Raw genomic sequence first — 17447 nt, forward strand, 5'->3', positions numbered from 1 at the left:
CGCGTATGCGACCGGGGCCGTTCAGCGTGGCGATTCGAACGCCGTCAATCGGCACCGAACCGGTCGAAGTAGATCGCACGCCGTTCGGCGGCGGCCGGCGAGGTCGCCAGCGAGACGGCGACGGTGACGACGAGCCCGAGTCCCATCCCGACGAGGCCCGCGGACCAGCCGGCGTACGTATCCGGAACGATGGTGAGGAAAAGGGACAAAATGTAGAACGCCTGACTGACGAGGATACCGGCAGTGATGCCGGCCCGCGTAATCCGCCGCCAGTAGAGCGCGAGCAGGACCGGCACCGCGAGCTGAGCGAACCCGCTGAAGGCCGCGTTGCCGATCTCGAACAGGGTCGCGGGCTGGAACAGGCTGACGACGAACGCAGCGGTGGCAAAGAGGACGACACCCACGCGGGCGATCAGATCCTCGCGGCGTTCGGAGACAACCATCCCGAGGACCCCGAGGAGCGGTCGAAAGAGGTCCCGCGTGAAGTACGACGACCCGGACAGTAACATCGAGTCCGACGACGACATCATCGCGGCCATCGCGCCGGCGATGACGAGCGCGGCGAACCAGGTCGGCGTGTACTCCGCGAGGATCAACGGCAGGACGTTCGCACCCTCGGGAACCGCGACCTCGAGGCCGGCGGCCCACGCGCCGAGCATGAACGAGGGGACGAACAGCAGGACACAGAGGAGCGGCCAGAGGGCGAACGATCGCTTGAGCACGGTTTTCGAACCCGCGGCGAAGAAGCGCTGGTTGACCTGCGGAAACATCGCGACGCCGAACCCGATCGTAATCGCCGTGGAGAGCATCCACTGGACCGTGTAGTAGTCGCCGCCCAGCGAGAGGAAGCCGCCGGTATCGGGGTTCGACGCGAGGGCCTCCGTCGCGGCACTGGGCCCGCCGACGGCCGCGAGCACCCACACCACGGCGACCCAGGTCGTGACGAGCATGAACGCGCCCTGTAACGTGTCGGTCCAAGCGATCCCGCGCATCCCGGCGACGACGACGTAGAGGATCATGAACGCGGTGATCAGCCCGGCTCCGGCGGCGTACGGAACAGCGCCCTCAGTCAGGGCCTCGAGGGCGGTGCCGGCTCCGACCTGCTGGAGCATAACGTAGGGGAAGAGCCAGAGGAGGCTCACGACTGCCACGAGCCCGCGGAGCCACCAGGAGCCGAATCGATCGCCCAGCATCTCCCCGAGGGTGACGTAGCCGTACTGTCGGCCGAGCAGCCACTGCTTGTAGCCGATGACGTACCAGAGGACGGCGAAGATGATACCGTCCATCAGCCCCATGACGAGGATCCACTCGGGACCCTGCGCGTAGGCGATGTTCGGCCCGGCAAAGAAAGTAAACGCCGACAGCAGCGTCGCGAAGGTGGTAAACAACAGCACCACCGTGCCGAGCGTTCGACTCGCGAGATAGAAGTCCTCGGCCGTGCGGTCGGTTAGTCGGTAGGCGACCAGCCCGACCGCGAGGGCGATTAGCAGATAGCCGACGATGATCGAGAGCTGAAGCGTGACCGCGCTCACGGCGTATCACCACCGGGTCCCGTCTCGTGAGCGGACTCGGGTCCGACTCCGCGACTGCCGCTCGAGTCGCCGTCGCTTCCCGCAGACTCGATACCGATACCCCAAGCACGCTGTGCGAACAGCCAGAAGACGAGCGATGCAAGCCCCATCCAGCCGACGTGCCACCAGAGCCAGACCGGGAGCCCGGCGACGACGGTGGCCGACCCCCACAGGAACCACGGAATCGCGAGTCCTGCCAGGACGAGTCCGACGACGAGCCAGCCCCACACTTCGTTGCGACGCATGTCCGACCCTTGGTCCCGATATGGGTAATTCTTACTGTTCGAAGCCCGATATCGAAGAGATTTATTCATCGATACGAGGCGGCGTCGCCATCGGGCGGTTTCCGCTAACTGAAATCGCTCTTTCACCGAGGAAAAAGGGTATATGTGTTTGACATCGAATACGAACCGAACCCTACATGGCCCGTCTCTTTCCCCTTCGTTCCGACACGGCCACCGAAGAGGGCCAGCCCCGCGTCGTCGACCTCGAGGGTGAGGACGCCGACGCGGTCTTCGGCGCGCTCTCCTCGACGACGGCCCGGGAGATCTACTCGCGGCTCGACGACGAACCCGGCACGCCCAGCGACATCGCCGACGCGATCGACTCGTCGATCCAGAACGTCCGCTATCACCTGGAGAAACTCGAGGATGCCGGACTCGTCGAGGTCGTCGACACCTGGTACTCCTCGCGCGGCAACGAGATGAGCGTCTACGCGACGACCGATGGGCCGCTGATCGTGACGAGCGACGAGTCGCGAGCATCCCGGTTGAAGGACGCGCTCTCGCGGTTAGTCGGCGGGATCGGCGCGCTGGCCGGCGGCAGTCTGTTCGTCCAGTACGCGATGACGCGGTGGCTCGCGCCGGCCGAAACGGGTCCGACGGCGAACGGCGGCGCACAGCCGGCGGGATCGGACGGCGGACGCGACAACGGAACGTTTCAGAGCACCGACGACGCAGGGGACGCCGGCTCGAGCGATGGGGCGGTCGAACAGCGCGAGAGCGACGATATCGATACTGCGGACGCCGAACCGGCGAACGACGCCGCTACCGACAGCACTGCCGATGGAGGGTCGGGAACGACGGAGTCGGCGGACGATTCGGCGGCGATGGACGCGGCCGATGACTCGGGAGCGGTGGATGCGGCCAATGATTCGGGAGCGGTGGACGCGGCCAACGATTCGGGAGCGGTGGACTCGGGGCTCGATCCCGACAACGAGACGCTCCAGAACGTCACCGACGGCGGGGCGGAGGCAATCGAGACGGTGTTCGGAGCCGTTCCGCCGGGGTTGCTCTTTTTCCTCGGCGGACTGGTCGTTCTCCTCGCGATCACGATCTACTGGTACTGGTACCGACCGACGTATTGAGGGTCGGTGTACGACCCGCCCTGATATGCAGGTGTAGCGTCCCTTTTGCCGCCGTTTGCAGGCCCGGTTCGAAGGGACACGGCAATCGGCTGGTCCCCGAGACGGCGATCGATGGAGCGCGCGGCTCACCGCCGCCTTCGGAGGTCAACAGCTATTTGCCTCTCACGAACGAAATCCTATATAAACCGGTCTCCGACGCGGGTTCCGCGTCAGCGTACCCCTCACGGGGACAGATCTCCAATGGAAGACACTTCGAAATACCTCATTCACGCGGACGTCACGGCTGACGGGGTCGTCGAGCGCAGCGACGTCGTCGGCGCGATCTTCGGGCAGACCGAAGGCCTGCTCGGCGACGATCTCGATCTGCGCGACCTCCGCCAGTCCGGAAAAGTCGGCCGTATCGACGTCGAAATCGCGAGTACCGCGGGTCAGTCCCACGGACAGGTAACGATCGCCACCAGCCTCGACAAAGTCGAAACCGCCACCCTCGCCGCCTCCCTCGAGACGATCTCACGGGTCGGCCCCTGTCGCGCCGAGCTCGAGGTGCGCGAGATCGAAGACGTCCGGGCGGCAAAGCGAAAGGAGGTCGTCGACCGCGCGAAGGAACTGCTCCGGACGGGGTTCGATGACACGATCATGTCCTCCGAAGAGATCCTCGCGGAGGTCCGCCAGCACGTCCGCGTCGAGGACATCACCGAGTACGAGGGGCTGCCGGCCGGCCCGCGCGTCACGGACAGCGACGCCATCATCGTCGTCGAGGGCCGTGCCGACGTGCTCACCATGCTCAAGTACGGCATCAAGAACGCGATCGCCGTCGAAGGGACGAACGTTCCCGACGCGGTGGCCGAACTCACCCGCCACCGGACCGTCACGGCCTTCCTCGACGGCGACCGCGGCGGCGATCTGATCCTCGAGGAACTCGCTCAGGTCGGCGACATCGATTACGTCGCCTTCGCTCCCGCCGACAACTCCGTCGAGGACCTCGATCACCACGAACTGTTCGCCGCGTTGCGGAACAAGGTCCCGTACGAGACCGTCTCGGAACTGAACGAACCACGGGAGGCCGTCGCCGCAACCGACGGGAGTACGTCGCCCGCGCCGCAGCCGTCCGACTCCGCGACCACGTCGCCACAGCGCGTCGACGCGGAGCCGACCGGCCCCGACGGCGACTCGAGCGCTCCCGGGGCGAGGACGGAGTCGGAGGCGGGACCGGCAGCGAGGGCGAAGACCGAACGGACGGACGCGGAACCGACGCCGGGCGAGTCCCAGTCCCCGGCACGACCCGACGACGGCGAGCGCGGATCGGCCGGCGGGGAAACCGACGCCGCGGCGGCGGCCGACGAAACGAACGGTCCCGAAACAGTCTACGACCACGCGACCGCGGTCATCCGTGCGGAAACCGACCGCGTTCGGTTCCTCGATGCCGACGGCGAGACGATCGCCGACGTCGACGCGGGCGACGCCGACAGCGCCATTCAGGAACTCGAGACGGTGCCGACGACGGTCGTGTTCGATGGGATTCTCAGCCAGCGACTGCTGGATCTGGCGGCCGACCGTGGCGTCGAGCGGATCGTTGCGCGATCGCTCGGACAGTTCACCAAACGCCCGACCGGCGTCCGTATCCACGCAGTCGACGATATCGCAGAGCGGCCGCCGAAGCGGGACTGACCGACACCCGAATCTTGACGGCGTCATCCGTGCCGTTCATATATCGACGGCGGTGACCCACTCGCAATGACACCGCCACCGGCGGCCGCGCTCGCACTGCTCGGCGGCACCATTTTCATGATGGTCTGGGCGACGGCGACGGTCAGAACGCCCGGATCGGAACTCGAGTATCAGTATCACTACGAGACGAGCGCCACCGACGCGCGCGGCGAGCAATCCGATCGGGCGGCCGACGACGGCCGGTCGGGACGGTCCGTCTCCGACGCCGACGACTGACCGTCGTCCGCGACCAGCGACGGATCGATCCACGGCGTCCAGTCGGCCAGTTTCGAGTCACCGGTAGCTGCGGCAGTGAGTACGACGGTTTACGGCTGCCATGCTCGCGGACTCGAATCGAACGCGGCGGCGATCCGCTCCGCACGATGACCCGTTAGCCGAGAACCGCGAACGACAGGACCAGCAACGCACAGACGAGCGCCCCCGACAGCGTCGCCAGGAAGTTGACCCCCTGATTGCCCAGCACGGTCCCCTCGAGCGTCGCGCCGAGCAGACTGTCGACGGTCATCCCGACGACACCGGCGGCGACGATGACGGCTGCGCCGACGAGTTCGACTGCGGGAAAGAGCCCGTAGGCGATGCCCGCGACGACGGTCGCGCCGACGATACCGGCGAGTTCCCCCTGCCAGGTGACGCCGCCGTCAGTGCCGGGGTCGACCGGCTCGAGGGTCGTGATCAGCCGCGGGCGCTCGAAGACGCTCCCGATCTCGCTCGAGAGGGTGTCGCTCATTGCGGTCGCGATGGAGCCGGCGAAGGCGAAGAGAAACAGTTCGGGCTCGTGGGGGAGGAACCCGGCGTCGCTGGCGGCGTAGCCGAGCACCGCGACGAGCGCGACGGCGGCGTTGCCGAGGACGTTGCCGCTGCCGCGTGCACCGTTGTTGTCCTCGGCGACGCCAAGGGTCCGTTTGCGGTCGTACCGAAACTTCGTCGACAGCCCGCCGATGGCGAAAAAGGAGATGAGGACGGCGAACCAGCTGTAGCCACCGAGGACGATCGTCACCAGTCCCAGCAACACGCCCGTGAGCATCCCCGCGATGGAGGCCGTCTCGAGAGCGTAGGAAGCGTAGCCGAACGCGACCGTAACGGCGAGTGCGATGGCGATTTCGCCGGTCGCGACGGCCGGACCGAGTTCGGCGAGCAGCCAGAGGAGGAGTCCGACGGCGAGGACGACGATGGGATCGTCCGAGCGCAGCAACACGTCGCGGAGGAGAGCCGCGAGAAGGGCACCGCTGGCGGCCAGGAAGATCAGTATCGGGATCGCAGACGGGGCTGTGGTGTCGGTAAGGGCGTGGGTCACCGCCTGACCGGCGACGGCGGCCACGATCCCCATCAGACAGAACCCGGTGACGCGGACGACACCATCGTCAGTGCGCAGCCTGACGAGTTGCTCGCCGAGGTTGCCGTAGCCGACGAGCAGGAGCGTGCCGACGAAGACGGTCCGTGGCATCGACGCCGCGGTCGCCATGAGTCCGAGCGCGACGCCGGCGAGGACGAAGGTGATGAGACCGTAGAGACGCGCGTCCTCGTAATCGCCCGGATAGGCGAGCAGGTCGAAGAGCGGCCCGCCGGTGACGACGTAGGCCCCCAGCAGAACGCTGCCGGCGACGGCAGCCCCCACCCGCGGGCCGAAGAGCGGAACGACGAGCGAGAGCGTACAGAGGGCTGCGAACGCGCCGGCTCGCCGGACGGGTGCTGTCACGATATCGGTCCCTTTCTGTGGCGTTCACTTGAAGGTTCGTGAACCCACCTCGAGACGGTTTTCACTGCTCTCAGCCGTCAGCAGCGTAATTACGGATCTCAGACTGAGCGGGGCGAGCGCGACCCGTAACCCGTATGCCACCGGCCGTGAAAGTCGCGACCGTGGGACTGTACGAACGGTATCTGGCGCTTCGCATCCGTCGCCACGAGGCCGAGCCGCCCGATCACGTCGCGCTCGTGATCACCGAACGCGACCTGTTAGAGCGGGGTGCGTACGACACGCTGACCGACTTCTTCGAATGGGCCATCGAGTACGCCTCGCAGATAACGGTCTACGTGAGCGTCCTCGACGCCGCGGCGGTACCGGCCTTACAGCGCGAACTCGAGACGATCGATGCACCGCGCCCGGTCGCAGTCCGGGGCCCGGAGGACAGGGCACGGGCCGACGCCCCGATCCGAATCGGGATCGGTCTCGGCGGGAAACACGAGTTCACCAGTGCGGTCCGGACCCTCGCGGAGCGCGTCGACGCGGGCGATCTCGACCCCGACGAGATCGACGACGAACACGTCGAGGACCACCTCGTCTTCCCGTCGGAGCCGGACCTGGTGATCAAGACCGGTGCGGAGCGGCTCTCGGATTTCATGATCTGGCAGTCGGTCTACTCCGAACTGTACTTCACGGACATCAACTGGCGGGACTTCCGCAAACGGGATTTCCTGCGGGCGGTCCGCGAGTACTGCAATCGGTCGCGACGCTTCGGTCGTTAACCCGCCGAGTCGCGCGGCGGCGAGGGGCTCGAGCCCGTCGAGTCGGGGGAATCGACGAGCGCCGCCACCGGGTCGTCGGCGGCGACGACCGGCCGATCTAACCGGACCCTGCCGACATCGCGGTCGTACTCGAGAACGTCGTGAGCCTCGAGTTTCGGAAGGACGACGTGGCTCAATGCGGCCCGGATGGCATGTTCGTCGGCGTCGTCTCGCGTGGCGACGGCATCGGTCAGGCCCGCAAGCGAGAGCGACGATTCACACGTCGAGAGGACGTGGAGCGTGAGACGTGTTCGGGGGTTCGCGAGGAGCGCGTACGCGTCGTCGAGCGGGACGTCCGTGAGACGAACGAACCGCTCGACGTCGACGACAGGAGCGCTGTTCGGTACCGACATCGTACCTATGGTTGGAATAATTATAAATAAAGGTCTTTGGGTGGGTGAGAACGGACGGCGAACGGCTATCGCCCGACGCGAACGCCGAGCCTCGCAGTCGTGACCGCGGCAAGCCGAGCGGGGTCACACGGCGGGCTGTCGTCCCCCGGACGGCGGTCGTCCTCGGAGGGCGACGGCCGTCGACAGCAGGCGTCGCGTTTCGGGCACACTCAGTCGGCGGCCCGGCCGTTCGAGTCGCCCGTCTCGAGCGTCTCCGCGTCGGGCTGTTCGCTCGAGGGGAGCGAGTCGCGGAACCGGTCGACGATCGAGCGGGCTTCGGCGAGTTCGGGTTCGCTGACGGCTCCGAGCAGTGCCAGTGCGCGGCGTGCGCGCGTCCGTCGCCAGGATTCCGCCCGGTGTTCGTACGTTCGGATGCCACGCAGGAAGTCGGCTTTCGAGAACTCCGGCCAGTAGGGCGTACAGAAGAAGACCGCGGCCTCGTTGCCGTTGGCGTGCCAGGGTAGGAAATTCGACGTGCGCTCTTCGCCGCCGGGCCGAATAATGAGATCGACATCCCGGACCGGCTGATCGTACAGTCGCCGTTCGATGTCTTCGACGCCGATCTCGTCGGGCGATAACTCGTCCGCTGCGACGCATTCGGCGACCCCGCGGGTCGCGTTGAGCAGTCGCGACCGGCCGCCGTAGGCGAGTGCGATGTTGAGGACGAACGCGTCGTACTCGCGCGTACGTCGTTCGGCGTAGTCGACGGCGTCTCGGACCCGATCGGGGAGCAGTTCGGTCTCGCCGATCGCACGGATACAGACCTCGTTCTCGTGGACGCGGTCGGCCTCCGCGAACTCCCGGAGTTTCTCACAGAGGAGATCGAACAACGCCTCGTTTTCGGCCGCGGGACGCTCGAAGTTCTCCGTCGAGAACGTGTACAGCGTCAGCTCTTCGACGCCGATATCCTGACACCACTCGAGGACGCGCTCGGTCGTCTCGGCACCCGCGCGGTGGCCCTCGGGAGCGTCGTCGCCCTGACTGCGGGCGTACCGTCGGTTCCCGTCCTGGATCACCGCGACGTGGGTCGGTGCGCCGGAGACTTCCCTGGAAAGCAACCGCTCGTATGCCGCGTCGACGCGCCGACGGAGCCACCGCTTCATCACCGGAGTAAAAGTCAGCGACGACTATGTGTCTTGTGTGTGAGGGGGTGTCACTATGACTGGGCGGTAGGCGTCCCGCTGTCGCGTCGGTACTCCATGAAATCCCGTCGTTCGACGGGTCAATCGCTCCGTCGGAATCGTGACGGCTATCAGTCCGGCCCCGTTCGATTCGAACAATGACAGCCACCAACTCCGACGCGCTCGACGAGGACCTCTATCAGCGGACCAAGGCACTGCTCGAGCCCGGCGAGGTCGATCTCAACGGGGCGATCGTCCACACCGACTACGACGGGCAAGCGGACGTCAAAATGATGCAGGCGACGATCGATGTCGGCGACATCATCGCCGAGCACTCGGGCTACGATCCGAGCGACTGCTACGTCTACTCGGGCAACGACGATCCGGACTTCTCCTCGAACCAGCACCAAGGCCTGACGCTCGAGGACGAGGACTTCGTCTGGGAGTGCCAGCAACTGCTTCGCGAGGGGAGTTTCGACATCGTCATTTACTACGAGGCGAGCGCCGACCACGAGGCGATCCTCGACGACATCGAGGCCCTCGGCTTCGACGTGACCGGCGTCGAAGGGGAGTAAGGACGGACACCAGGGACCGGGCGATAACGGACCCCGCGCTTGCAGGCGGAGTCGAACGGCCGTGGTGCCTGTCACGACGTGCGACGCACACCACGTCCGGCAGCCGGTCCGCAGGCGCGCCGTCGATCGACTCGAGTCGCCGTTCCAATCCGCTTATGCACTGCCAGCCGTGAGTAACGCATATGACAACGGACGTCGACCTCACGGACGGCGAGCGGGCGGTCGTCAACGCCTTTCAGGGTGGGTTCCCCGTCGTGGAGCGGCCGTTCGAGGACGCCGCGGCCGCCATGCGCGACCACGGGGTCGACATCGATGCAGCGGGACTGCTCGCAACGATTCGCGACCTCGACCAGCGGGGCGTTCTCTCGCGGTTCGGGGCCCTCGTCAACGCCCAGGAGATCGGCGGCGCGGCGACGCTGGTCGCCATGCACGCCCCCCGAGACCGGTTCGACGAGGTCGTCGATCTGGTCAACGACCACCGCGAAGTCGCCCACAACTACGAGCGCGACCATCCCCACTTGAACGTCTGGTTCGTCGTGAGCGTCGCCGACGAGGACCGCGTCGAGGCCGTGCTCGCCGACATCGAAGACGAAACGGGACAGGAAACGTACAACCTGCCGAAACAACGGGAGTTCCGCGTCGAAGCCAAGTTCTACGTCGACGGCCCGCTCGACGGCGACGGCGACGACGCCGCCGCCGGACTCGACTGTTCGGCGCTCGGTCCCGACGTCACGCCGACCGACGAAGCCACGCTCTCGCCCGTCGAACGGGACCTCGTCCTCGAGATTCAGGACGGCTTCCCGCTGACCGAGACGCCGTACGGGGATCTCGCCGATGCGATCGGACAGGACATCGACTGGGTCCTCGAGACGGTCAAACGGTTCGAACGCGAGGGGAAAATCCGACGGATCGGCGTGGTGCCGAACCACTACGCGCTGGGCTACACGGAAAACGGGATGACGGTCTGGAACGTGCCCGACGAGGTCGTTCCCGAGGTGGGCCCGAAAGTCGCCGCGCTCCCGTTCGTTACTCACTGTTACCGACGCCCGCGCCATGAGGGTGTCTGGCCGTACAACTTCTTCGCGATGACCCACGGTCGCAGCGAGACCGAGAGCCAACGGCGCATCGAACGGGTACGCGAGGTCATGAACGAGCATTGGGACGTGTCCGACGACGACTGGGCCTCCCTGTTTTCGACGCAGATACTGAAGAAGACCGGGATTCGGATGGCAGAACGCGCCGAAGCGAATACAAGAGACCAGTAGGACGTTACGTCCGCCCTCTCTCATCCAGAATGATTCCGCTTTTGCACGATTTCACGAACGAGACGGTGCTCGTCCTCGGCGGCGGTCCGGTCGGTGCCCGGAAAGCCCGGCGGTTCGCCCGAGAGGCGCAGGTACTCGTCGTCAGCCCGTCCTTCGCCGACCGAGAGTTCGGCGATGCCGAACTGATCCGGGCAGCGCCCGCCCCCGAGGACGTTCCGGGCTGGCTCGAGCGAACCGCGCCCGCACTGGTCGTCGCGGCGACCGACGACGCGACGATCAACGACGCCGTCGTCGACGCGGCCCGCGAGCGGGGACTCCTCGTCAACCGAGCGGACCGGTCGGGGGAACGCGAGGTCGGCAGCGTCGTCGTGCCCGCGACGGTCCGCGAGGAGCCGGTGACCGTCGCGGTTGCGACGGGCGGAACCGCGCCCGCGGTGAGCAAGTATCTCCGGGAGGAACTCGAGGAGACGCTCGACGGGGCCGGCGAGATGGCGCGGGTCTGTGCGGGATTGCGCGAGGAGCTACAGTCACGTGACATTTCGGCGGACCGCCGACGGGAGATCGTCACGGACGTCGTCAATTCTCCGGACCTTTGGACAGCTTTACGTACGGGTACTTCCAACTGTCCGCAAGTGATTGAGGACGTGCTCGGCGATGAACTGTCAACCGGGGGTGAACGGCCGTGATGTCGACCGGCGTCGTGACTGCCGCGCGAGTGACCCACGAGAGCGGGACCGTCGACCAGTTGGCCACAGCCAGCCCTGACAGTCAGGAGACCGCCGTGACGGAACTGCTGACCGTTCCCGATATCGAGGAGGCGTACGTCCTCTCAACGTGTAATCGGGTCGAGGCGTACGTCGTCGGTGCTGACCACGCCGTCGGCCGGGCCGCACTCGAGGAATTCTTCGCCGCGACCGACGACGAGGCCGTCGTGATAACCGGCCACGACGAGAGCTTGCGGCACCTGTTGCGGGTCGCGACCGGCCTCGAGTCGGTTATTCTCGGCGAGGACCAGATCATCGGTCAGGTCCGGACCGCCTACGAGGACGCCCGCGCAGCCGGCGGGATCGGCTCGATGCTCGAGGCCGCCGTCACGAAAGCGATTCACGTCGGTGAACGTGCACGGACCGAGACGGCGATCAACGAAGGGGTCGTCTCACTGGGGTCGGCCGCGACGCGGCGGGCCGCCGCGGAACTCCCCCTCGACGGTGCGACCGCACTGGTCGTCGGAGCCGGCGAGATGGGACGGCTCGCGGCTCGCAACCTTGCGGCGAGCGGGATCGACGAACTCGTCGTCGCCAACCGAACCGTCGCCCACGCCGACCACCTCGTCGGCGATCTGGAAGTCGAAGTCGACACGAGGGTCGTGCCGCTCGAGGCGCTCGAGACCGTCGTGACCAGTGCCGAAGTCGTCGTCACGGCGACCGGCAGCGATGAGCCGGTACTCGGACCGCGGCATCTCGATGCCGAGTCCGATCGCGACGCAGGGGAAGGCGAGACCGAACAGGTGATCGTCGATCTCGGCCAGCCGCGGGACGTCGCGCCGGCGGCCGGCACACTGCCGGCGGTTCAGGTGTTCGATCTGGACGACCTCGAGTCGGTCACCGCGGAGACGCGCGAACAGCGGGCCGACGCGGCCCGGGAGGTCGAGGCGATGATCGACCGCGAGTACGACCTGCTCACGGAACAGTACAAACGGGCACGCGCCGACGAGGCGATCGCCGCGATGTACGAATCCGCCGAGCGGATCAAAGATCGGGAGGTCGAGACCGCGCTCTCCCATCTCGAGGGCGAGGTCACCGAGGGGCAACGAGAGGTCGTCGAATCGATGGCCGACGCGCTGGTCAACCAATTGCTCGCGCCGCCGACCAAGAGCCTCCGCGAGGCGGCGGCCGAAGACGACTGGAGCACGATCCATACCGCACTCCAACTGTTTAATCCGGAGTTCGACGGGGACGACGGCCCGCTCGCGCCGCCGTCAGTCGTCACCGCGAACGCCGATCCGGGGCTCGGTGCGACGGACGACGATTGAGCGAGCATCGCCCGACGGCTCGGTTTTCGTTGCAGGTCGGTTCCACTCGAGGCAGTCTCGAGCGCTGCCAGTGTACTGTCATCGGGTACTGAGGCTTCGATGTGCCCAGCATCCCGGCAGAAGCGTTCCTGTCGAAGAATTAGTAAGAAGGCATGAATGCGGGCGCAGTTGCCACAAGCGGGCGGAGCGGCAATCGTGAGCGATCCCCCGTTGCCGGCCCATCGAGAGATCGTACGGGCTGACGTATTAGTGTAACAATCGGTCAGTATCAATTATAGTTTCTCGAGTAGGTCCGATTCGATCCCGCCGACCGGTACGTGGCACCGGCTGACGCTTCGTTCTCGAGTCCGGACCCCGCAGTCAGTGCTCTGCGGTGATAGAGCGTCGCGGCGGTCACCGCGACTCAGTCGCTCGAGGGAACCAGGTCGCGAACGAGAAGTGCACCGGAGACAGCGGGAACGGTCGGACGGACGGGCCCGTCGCTCGAGTCGATCGCGTGGCCCGTTTCGACGTGGTGGTGGATCGCCGCCCGCGAGCGGCTTTGCTGGGACGGGTCGTCGACGGCGGACGCGCTCCAGTCGCAGTCGAGACAGTACTTCATCGTCTCCGTCTCCCGCTGTCTTCCTGAAGCCCTTTCGGTCCGAGGGGACGAGTGTGGCCCCGGCCATCGCTCTCGACGCTCTCCGAAGTTGACAGCCACCTCACATAATCGGACCGTAAGCGGGTCCCAGCCGTCGAGCGTCGGTGGCGGATCAGGACAGTTCGTCGAACGAGCGGACGCGATAATCGCCGAGCACGCACTGCCCCCGGCGCTCGTGGCCGACGCGTTCGACGTGAATCGCGTCGATCCCGGCGTTCCAGGCCGCACCGACATCGTTCGCGCCGTCGCCCGCGAGCACGCCCCGATGGCCGTTGTGGGCGACCCCGAGGTCGGCTATGACGGACTGCACCGGTCCCGGGTCGGGCTTCCAGCCCGTCTCCTCGGTACAGCACAGTCGCGCATCGAACCAGTCGCGGATTCCCACGGCGTCGAGGACCGGCTCACAGAGGAACTCCTGACAGTGGGTCACCAGCCCGACCGGCACCTCGAGATCGGCGACGAAGGCGGCGTCCTCGTGGAGGTACGTCTGCTCGGCCCGGACCAGCGGGTCTTCCTCCTCGTGGAATGCCTCCCAGAACGCCGTCGGATCGACTCCCCACTCCTCGAGTTGGCGATCCCGGGAGCCGGTCAGCCCGTTCCAAAGGATGTCCGCTTCCTGATCGGTGAACTCGCGGCCGAGTCGGTCGCCGACCTGATCGAACACCTCACGGGTATACGACCACTCGACGTCGACGAGCGTGCCGTCGAGGTCGAGCAGCCAGAAATCGTACTCGCGCTCGAGAGCCATGCGGAACCAAACGTAGGGAGGTCGCGATTAAATGCCTGTCGACCGGTCGAGTCGTCCGCGCCGCCGGTCTCGTCCTCTCAGTGGCTCCGCTCGGACGAGTCGGTCACGCGTACGCTCGAGCCCAGATACTTCGAGAGAGCGTCCGAGACATCGTCGGCCTTGAACGTCTCTAGCTCAGCCGCGATCGCCGTTTTCAGTGCGTCGAAGTACTCCGTGTCGGTCCGGAGTTCGCGGAAGTCGACGGACTCGACGGTTCGTTCGGGGATGTCGAGCCACTCCGCGGCGAGTCGGCGGCCGTATTTCCGGTCGGCGACCTCGCCGCGCCACAACGTGTTCCGGAAGAACAGCCACCCTTCCGTCCCCGGTTCCGGTGCCTCGCGAGAGAGCGTGACCGTCGTCTCCGCGGACGTCGGCTCGAGGGAGACGAACGGCCGTGCGGGCTCGAGACGGAACCGGACGCGGAAGACGTAGGCGGCGTCCATCGTGCAATCGGTCGCTGTTTCGGGGTCGGGGTTCAGGCGTCGCGCTCGGACTCGATCAGTTCCGCCATTTCGATGTCGGCGTCGGTGATGCCGCCCTCCTCGTGGGAGGTGAGCCGGATCTCGACGCCGGAATATCGGATGACGATCTCGGGGTGATGAAACTGCGCTTCGGCGATCTCGCCGACCATCTGGGCGAAGTTGACGCCTCGAAGGTAGTCATCGAACTCGTAGACGCGAACGATCTCGTCGTCCTCCCGGTCCCACTCGGCAGGGAGTTCCGCTTCGATCTCCGCATCGGAAAGTAGGTCAGCCATGTCAGGCCGAACGCAAGCCAATCAAATAACGATTGTGCCGCGCTCCCAACCCGTCGCGGGCGCTCAGTGGGAGGCGGCCGGCGATCAGTCGAGCCGCGACTCCTCGCCAGCCGGCTGGAGTTCGGCGTCGACCAGGGTCTCGTAGGCCCGCCGAAACCGTTCGGAGAGTGCTTGATGGGAGATCCCCAGTTCTTCGGCCAATTCCTCCATCGAGACCCCGCGGGGGATCTCGAAGTAGCCGTACTCGAGCGCGGCCTCGAGCGCTTCCCGCTGTTCGGGTGTCAGTCGCGTCTGGTGGTCCTCGGCGTCGAGCGCGTCGGTCACGTCGGTCACGCGCCGGAGGTCGGCGTTGACGCCGCGCTCGAGCAGTCGGTCGTAGGCAACACAGAGCGTATCACGGTCACGGTAGCGGACGGTGACCTGCCACCAGCCGTCGCTCGCCCGCGCCTCGAGCAGGGAGCCGCCGTCGGCAAGCAGATCGTCCCAGAGCCGGCCCGTGCCCGCCCCCTGGCCGAACGTCACGTCGTACAGTAGTCGCGATCCGGTTTCGACGAGGAGTTCGGCCGTCTCGACCGAGGGATCGGCCTCGAAGGCCGCGGCGACCGTCTCGGGATCGACACCGGACACCCACAGCGACGGCCGCGTCTTCGACACCGAGGACTCGAGTTCGAACGTGGCCTCCGGCGCGCGCTCGAAGGTGGCCGCCAGGGCTGTGTCCGCGGCCGGAAGCCGGAGATCGGCTATCGTCGACATCGGGCGTCGTACACCGCCACCGCGTAAAAACCGCTGTGACGACGAGGATGACTGTCGTGTCCGGTGACCACTGCCGGACTCGACTGCGGTACCGACGGCTGACGATCACCCGTCCACTGCCGACCCGAGTACTATCCGCGGCTCGGTCGTCCCCGCAGTATGCGCTATCTCGAGATTACGGTCCCGGAAGGGAGACGCCGGGCCGTTCTCGACGTTCTCGAGGACGAGGGGGTCGACTACGTCGTCAGCGACGAGACCAGCGGCAGGGGGTACACCGCGGTCGTCCGGTTCCCGATTCCGACCCAGGCCGTCGAACCCCTGCTCGACCGACTGCGGCGGGCCGGGATCGGCGACGAGGCCAGCGTCGTCGTGCTCAACGCCGAGACGGTCATCTCCGAACAGTTCACGACGCTCCGGCAGCGCTACAGCCGCGGCGGGCAAACGGGATCGCGCACCTCGAGACAGGTGTTGCGCACGAAGGCCGACGAACTCACGCCCCCGTTTGCGATCTATACCGTCATGCTGCTGATCAGTGCCGTCGTCGCCACCGCCGGATTGTTGGCCGATTCGCCGGCAGTGGTGATCGGTGCGATGGTTATCGCGCCGCTTTTGGGGCCCGCACTCGCCGCCAACGTCGGCATCGTGACCGGCGACGACCGACTCAAACGGACCGGCTTCACGTATCAGATCGCCGGCGTGGCGATAGTCATCGCCGCGTCGGTCGGTCTCGCGGTGCTGGCCCGGCTGGCCGGCCTCGAGCCCGCCGGGGTCGACATCGTCGTCGCCACCGAACTCGAGGAGCGGGTCGCGCCGAACCTGTTCTCGCTGGCGGTCGCGCTGGGCGCGGGAATCGCCGGCATCCTGAGTCTCACGCGTGGCTTTTCGGAGGCCATCGTCGGCGTGATGATCGCCGCGGCGCTGATTCCGCCGTCGGCCGCGGTCGGCATCACGGTCGCCTGGGGGATGTCCGGCGCGGCGACCGGAGCCGCCGCCCTCGTGGTCGTCAACGTCCTGTCGATCAACCTCGCCGCGCTGGCGACGCTGTGGATCGCCGGCTACCGTCCGCAGGGACTGTTCGAGGTATCGCCGACACGGACGCCGACGTACACCTACGCGGCGATCTTCGGCATCGGGCTGTTAGTGCTGGCCGCACCGCTGGCCGGCGTCACCCTGCTGGACTTCCACACGACCGAACTCGAATCGGCGACCGAAGCGGAGGTCAACGCGGTGCTCGCCGAGTCGCAATACGACGGTCTCGAGGCCGAAGACGTCGTAGTCGAACTCGACGGCGACTACCCGATACAGTCGGTCGAGCGGATCATCGTGACGGTCTCCAGCAGCGAGCCCGGTCCGGTGCCGGGACTCGCCGATCGCCTGTACGAGGAGATCAGCCCTCACAGCGACGCGGGAGTCACGGTCGAGGTTCAGTACGTCGTTACCCAACAGCGAGGGGGTAACGGCGACCAGCAGGTGTCGGTTCGATCCACGGACGGCCCATGAGGAGTAGTATCAGTGTAGCGCCGCTTCGAGGCCGGCACCGATCGCGATGCCCCTTCCGAGAGGTGTCTCACCGGCGTCGTCTCCCCCCCCAGTGCAGTCGTCGGATCGTCCGCCCGTTCGACCATGGGTCGCCGAGAACGCCGAGCACTAACGCGGGTTCCGGTTCGGGGACCGGCAGGACGGAATCGGTCCGTCTCGAGAGGCTACCGCTGGAGTCCGAACGAGACGTGAATCGTCGTCGTGTACTCCTGAATCCGGCCGCCCTGTACGTCGGCCGTCTGGGACTCGATTTCGATCCCGCTGCTCCCCTCGAGCGTCTCGTCCGCGTCGTCGAGCGCGGATTGTGCGGCGTCTTCCCACGATTCGGTCGAAGTACCGACCAGTTTGATGACTTTGGCTGTTTCGCTCATGGTGCGCGGGAACGGATGCCGCCGGCGAACATCGTCCTTGGCCGGAGG

20 protein-coding genes are annotated in these 17447 nt (G+C 66.5%); 9 read left to right on the forward strand and 11 right to left on the reverse strand.

Translation table 11 applies throughout. The annotated features are described in order from the left end of the window. Nucleotides 1–44: 44 nt before the first annotated feature. Nucleotides 45–1532: a sodium:solute symporter family protein gene (locus FGF80_RS07690; protein WP_138653187.1), complete on the reverse strand. Its 1488-nt coding sequence runs from the start codon at nucleotides 1530–1532 to the stop codon at nucleotides 45–47. Then, a complete protein-coding gene (locus FGF80_RS07695; RefSeq protein WP_138653189.1) occupies nucleotides 1529–1816 on the reverse strand; it encodes a DUF3311 domain-containing protein in 288 nt (95 codons plus the stop codon). The genes FGF80_RS07690 and FGF80_RS07695 overlap by 4 nt, the downstream gene beginning before the upstream one ends. Nucleotides 1817–1992: 176 nt before the next feature. On the opposite strand from FGF80_RS07695, the gene FGF80_RS07700 reads away from it, so the two are divergent. From FGF80_RS07700 to FGF80_RS07710, 3 genes are all read left to right on the forward strand, one after another. Further along, nucleotides 1993–2937 (forward strand): ArsR/SmtB family transcription factor, encoded by a 945-nt coding sequence (locus FGF80_RS07700; RefSeq protein WP_006185905.1) that lies wholly within the window; start codon nucleotides 1993–1995, stop codon nucleotides 2935–2937. 240 nt (nucleotides 2938–3177) lie between these two features. Beyond that, the gene (gene dnaG / locus FGF80_RS07705; RefSeq protein WP_138653191.1) at nucleotides 3178–4605 is read left to right on the forward strand and encodes a DNA primase DnaG; all 1428 of its coding nucleotides are present in this window, start codon (nucleotides 3178–3180) and stop codon (nucleotides 4603–4605) included. A gap of 66 nt (nucleotides 4606–4671) precedes the next feature. Then, nucleotides 4672–4881 carry a hypothetical protein gene (locus FGF80_RS07710; protein ID WP_006185907.1) on the forward strand — a complete coding sequence of 70 codons (210 nt, stop codon included), beginning with the start codon at nucleotides 4672–4674 and terminating at the stop codon, nucleotides 4879–4881. Nucleotides 4882–5035: 154 nt separating this feature from the next. Here FGF80_RS07710 and FGF80_RS07715 read toward each other — a convergent pair whose 3' ends face one another. Continuing rightward, a complete protein-coding gene (locus tag FGF80_RS07715) occupies nucleotides 5036–6361 on the reverse strand; it encodes a DUF92 domain-containing protein (RefSeq protein ID WP_006185908.1) in 1326 nt (441 codons plus the stop codon). 161 nt (nucleotides 6362–6522) lie between these two features. Here FGF80_RS07715 and FGF80_RS07720 point away from each other — a divergent pair, with 161 nt between their 5' ends. After that, complete coding sequence (locus tag FGF80_RS07720) at nucleotides 6523–7128, forward strand: undecaprenyl diphosphate synthase family protein (protein ID WP_006185909.1); 606 nt, start codon at nucleotides 6523–6525, stop codon at nucleotides 7126–7128. On the opposite strand, the gene FGF80_RS07725 is transcribed toward FGF80_RS07720, so the two are convergent. Together FGF80_RS07725 and uppS are read right to left on the reverse strand one after the other, a co-directional pair. Then, nucleotides 7125–7520 carry a DUF7344 domain-containing protein gene (locus FGF80_RS07725; protein WP_138653193.1) on the reverse strand — a complete coding sequence of 132 codons (396 nt, stop codon included), beginning with the start codon at nucleotides 7518–7520 and terminating at the stop codon, nucleotides 7125–7127. The two genes, FGF80_RS07720 and FGF80_RS07725, sit on opposite strands and share 4 nt — an antisense overlap. A 209-nt stretch (nucleotides 7521–7729) precedes the next feature. After that, nucleotides 7730–8662, reverse strand: coding sequence for a polyprenyl diphosphate synthase (gene uppS / locus FGF80_RS07730; protein ID WP_006185911.1), 933 nt, complete (start codon nucleotides 8660–8662; stop codon nucleotides 7730–7732). 176 nt (nucleotides 8663–8838) lie between these two features. Here uppS and FGF80_RS07735 point away from each other — a divergent pair, with 176 nt between their 5' ends. From FGF80_RS07735 to hemA, 4 genes are all read left to right on the forward strand, one after another. Next, nucleotides 8839–9255: a DUF5778 family protein gene (locus tag FGF80_RS07735; RefSeq protein WP_006185912.1), complete on the forward strand. Its 417-nt coding sequence runs from the start codon at nucleotides 8839–8841 to the stop codon at nucleotides 9253–9255. A 182-nt stretch (nucleotides 9256–9437) separates the two neighbouring features. After that, nucleotides 9438–10520: a siroheme decarboxylase subunit beta gene (gene ahbB, locus FGF80_RS07740; protein WP_138653195.1), complete on the forward strand. Its 1083-nt coding sequence runs from the start codon at nucleotides 9438–9440 to the stop codon at nucleotides 10518–10520. 29 nt (nucleotides 10521–10549) lie between these two features. Next, nucleotides 10550–11206 (forward strand): precorrin-2 dehydrogenase/sirohydrochlorin ferrochelatase family protein, encoded by a 657-nt coding sequence (locus FGF80_RS07745; RefSeq protein ID WP_006185914.1) that lies wholly within the window; start codon nucleotides 10550–10552, stop codon nucleotides 11204–11206. Then, nucleotides 11206–12552, forward strand: coding sequence for a glutamyl-tRNA reductase (gene hemA / locus FGF80_RS07750; RefSeq protein ID WP_006185915.1), 1347 nt, complete (start codon nucleotides 11206–11208; stop codon nucleotides 12550–12552). Before FGF80_RS07745 ends, hemA begins: the two co-directional genes overlap by 1 nt. 403 nt (nucleotides 12553–12955) lie before the next feature. Here hemA and FGF80_RS07755 read toward each other — a convergent pair whose 3' ends face one another. The 5 genes from FGF80_RS07755 to FGF80_RS07775 all read right to left on the reverse strand — a co-directional run bounded on the left by FGF80_RS07755 (nucleotide 12956) and on the right by FGF80_RS07775 (nucleotide 15489). Next, complete coding sequence (locus FGF80_RS07755; protein WP_006185916.1) at nucleotides 12956–13153, reverse strand: hypothetical protein; 198 nt, start codon at nucleotides 13151–13153, stop codon at nucleotides 12956–12958. Between the two features lie 151 nt (nucleotides 13154–13304). After that, the gene (locus tag FGF80_RS07760) at nucleotides 13305–13940 is read right to left on the reverse strand and encodes an HAD family hydrolase (protein WP_138653197.1); all 636 of its coding nucleotides are present in this window, start codon (nucleotides 13938–13940) and stop codon (nucleotides 13305–13307) included. Between the two features lie 77 nt (nucleotides 13941–14017). Continuing rightward, entirely contained in the window at nucleotides 14018–14422 is a 405-nt protein-coding gene (gene lwrS / locus FGF80_RS07765; protein WP_138653199.1) for an LWR-salt protein, read from the reverse strand. 32 nt (nucleotides 14423–14454) lie between these two features. Next, nucleotides 14455–14736, reverse strand: coding sequence for a 4a-hydroxytetrahydrobiopterin dehydratase (locus FGF80_RS07770; RefSeq protein WP_006185919.1), 282 nt, complete (start codon nucleotides 14734–14736; stop codon nucleotides 14455–14457). 84 nt (nucleotides 14737–14820) lie between these two features. Continuing rightward, nucleotides 14821–15489: a helix-turn-helix domain-containing protein gene (locus tag FGF80_RS07775; RefSeq protein ID WP_138653201.1), complete on the reverse strand. Its 669-nt coding sequence runs from the start codon at nucleotides 15487–15489 to the stop codon at nucleotides 14821–14823. 159 nt (nucleotides 15490–15648) lie between these two features. Here FGF80_RS07775 and FGF80_RS07780 point away from each other — a divergent pair, with 159 nt between their 5' ends. Further along, nucleotides 15649–16989, forward strand: coding sequence for a TIGR00341 family protein (locus FGF80_RS07780; RefSeq protein ID WP_138653203.1), 1341 nt, complete (start codon nucleotides 15649–15651; stop codon nucleotides 16987–16989). 203 nt (nucleotides 16990–17192) lie between these two features. Here the strand turns inward: FGF80_RS07780 and FGF80_RS07785 are convergent, their stop codons facing one another. Then, a complete protein-coding gene (locus tag FGF80_RS07785) occupies nucleotides 17193–17399 on the reverse strand; it encodes a dodecin family protein (protein WP_006185923.1) in 207 nt (68 codons plus the stop codon). Between the last annotated feature and the right edge of the window lie 48 nt (nucleotides 17400–17447).

The sequence above is a fragment of the Natrinema pallidum genome, from assembly GCF_005890195.1.
In the GTDB taxonomy this organism is placed as follows: Archaea; Halobacteriota; Halobacteria; order Halobacteriales; family Natrialbaceae; genus Natrinema; species Natrinema pallidum.

What these genes read in the sequence shown, in the direction of transcription:
- FGF80_RS07695 (WP_138653189.1), bottom strand. Translation starts at nt 1,816, where the DNA reads ATGCGTCGCAACGAAGTGTGGGGCTGGCTCGTCGTCGGACTCGTCCTG.
- FGF80_RS07700 (WP_006185905.1), top strand. Translation starts at nt 1,993, where the DNA reads ATGGCCCGTCTCTTTCCCCTTCGTTCCGACACGGCCACCGAAGAGGGC.
- dnaG (WP_138653191.1), top strand. Translation starts at nt 3,178, where the DNA reads ATGGAAGACACTTCGAAATACCTCATTCACGCGGACGTCACGGCTGAC.
- FGF80_RS07710 (WP_006185907.1), top strand. Translation starts at nt 4,672, where the DNA reads ATGACACCGCCACCGGCGGCCGCGCTCGCACTGCTCGGCGGCACCATT.
- FGF80_RS07725 (WP_138653193.1), bottom strand. Translation starts at nt 7,520, where the DNA reads ATGTCGGTACCGAACAGCGCTCCTGTCGTCGACGTCGAGCGGTTCGTT.
- uppS (WP_006185911.1), bottom strand. Translation starts at nt 8,662, where the DNA reads ATGAAGCGGTGGCTCCGTCGGCGCGTCGACGCGGCATACGAGCGGTTG.
- FGF80_RS07735 (WP_006185912.1), top strand. Translation starts at nt 8,839, where the DNA reads ATGACAGCCACCAACTCCGACGCGCTCGACGAGGACCTCTATCAGCGG.
- ahbB (WP_138653195.1), top strand. Translation starts at nt 9,438, where the DNA reads ATGACAACGGACGTCGACCTCACGGACGGCGAGCGGGCGGTCGTCAAC.
- FGF80_RS07745 (WP_006185914.1), top strand. Translation starts at nt 10,550, where the DNA reads ATGATTCCGCTTTTGCACGATTTCACGAACGAGACGGTGCTCGTCCTC.
- hemA (WP_006185915.1), top strand. Translation starts at nt 11,206, where the DNA reads ATGTCGACCGGCGTCGTGACTGCCGCGCGAGTGACCCACGAGAGCGGG.
- FGF80_RS07755 (WP_006185916.1), bottom strand. Translation starts at nt 13,153, where the DNA reads ATGAAGTACTGTCTCGACTGCGACTGGAGCGCGTCCGCCGTCGACGAC.
- FGF80_RS07760 (WP_138653197.1), bottom strand. Translation starts at nt 13,940, where the DNA reads ATGGCTCTCGAGCGCGAGTACGATTTCTGGCTGCTCGACCTCGACGGC.
- lwrS (WP_138653199.1), bottom strand. Translation starts at nt 14,422, where the DNA reads ATGGACGCCGCCTACGTCTTCCGCGTCCGGTTCCGTCTCGAGCCCGCA.
- FGF80_RS07770 (WP_006185919.1), bottom strand. Translation starts at nt 14,736, where the DNA reads ATGGCTGACCTACTTTCCGATGCGGAGATCGAAGCGGAACTCCCTGCC.
- FGF80_RS07775 (WP_138653201.1), bottom strand. Translation starts at nt 15,489, where the DNA reads ATGTCGACGATAGCCGATCTCCGGCTTCCGGCCGCGGACACAGCCCTG.
- FGF80_RS07780 (WP_138653203.1), top strand. Translation starts at nt 15,649, where the DNA reads ATGCGCTATCTCGAGATTACGGTCCCGGAAGGGAGACGCCGGGCCGTT.
- FGF80_RS07785 (WP_006185923.1), bottom strand. Translation starts at nt 17,399, where the DNA reads ATGAGCGAAACAGCCAAAGTCATCAAACTGGTCGGTACTTCGACCGAA.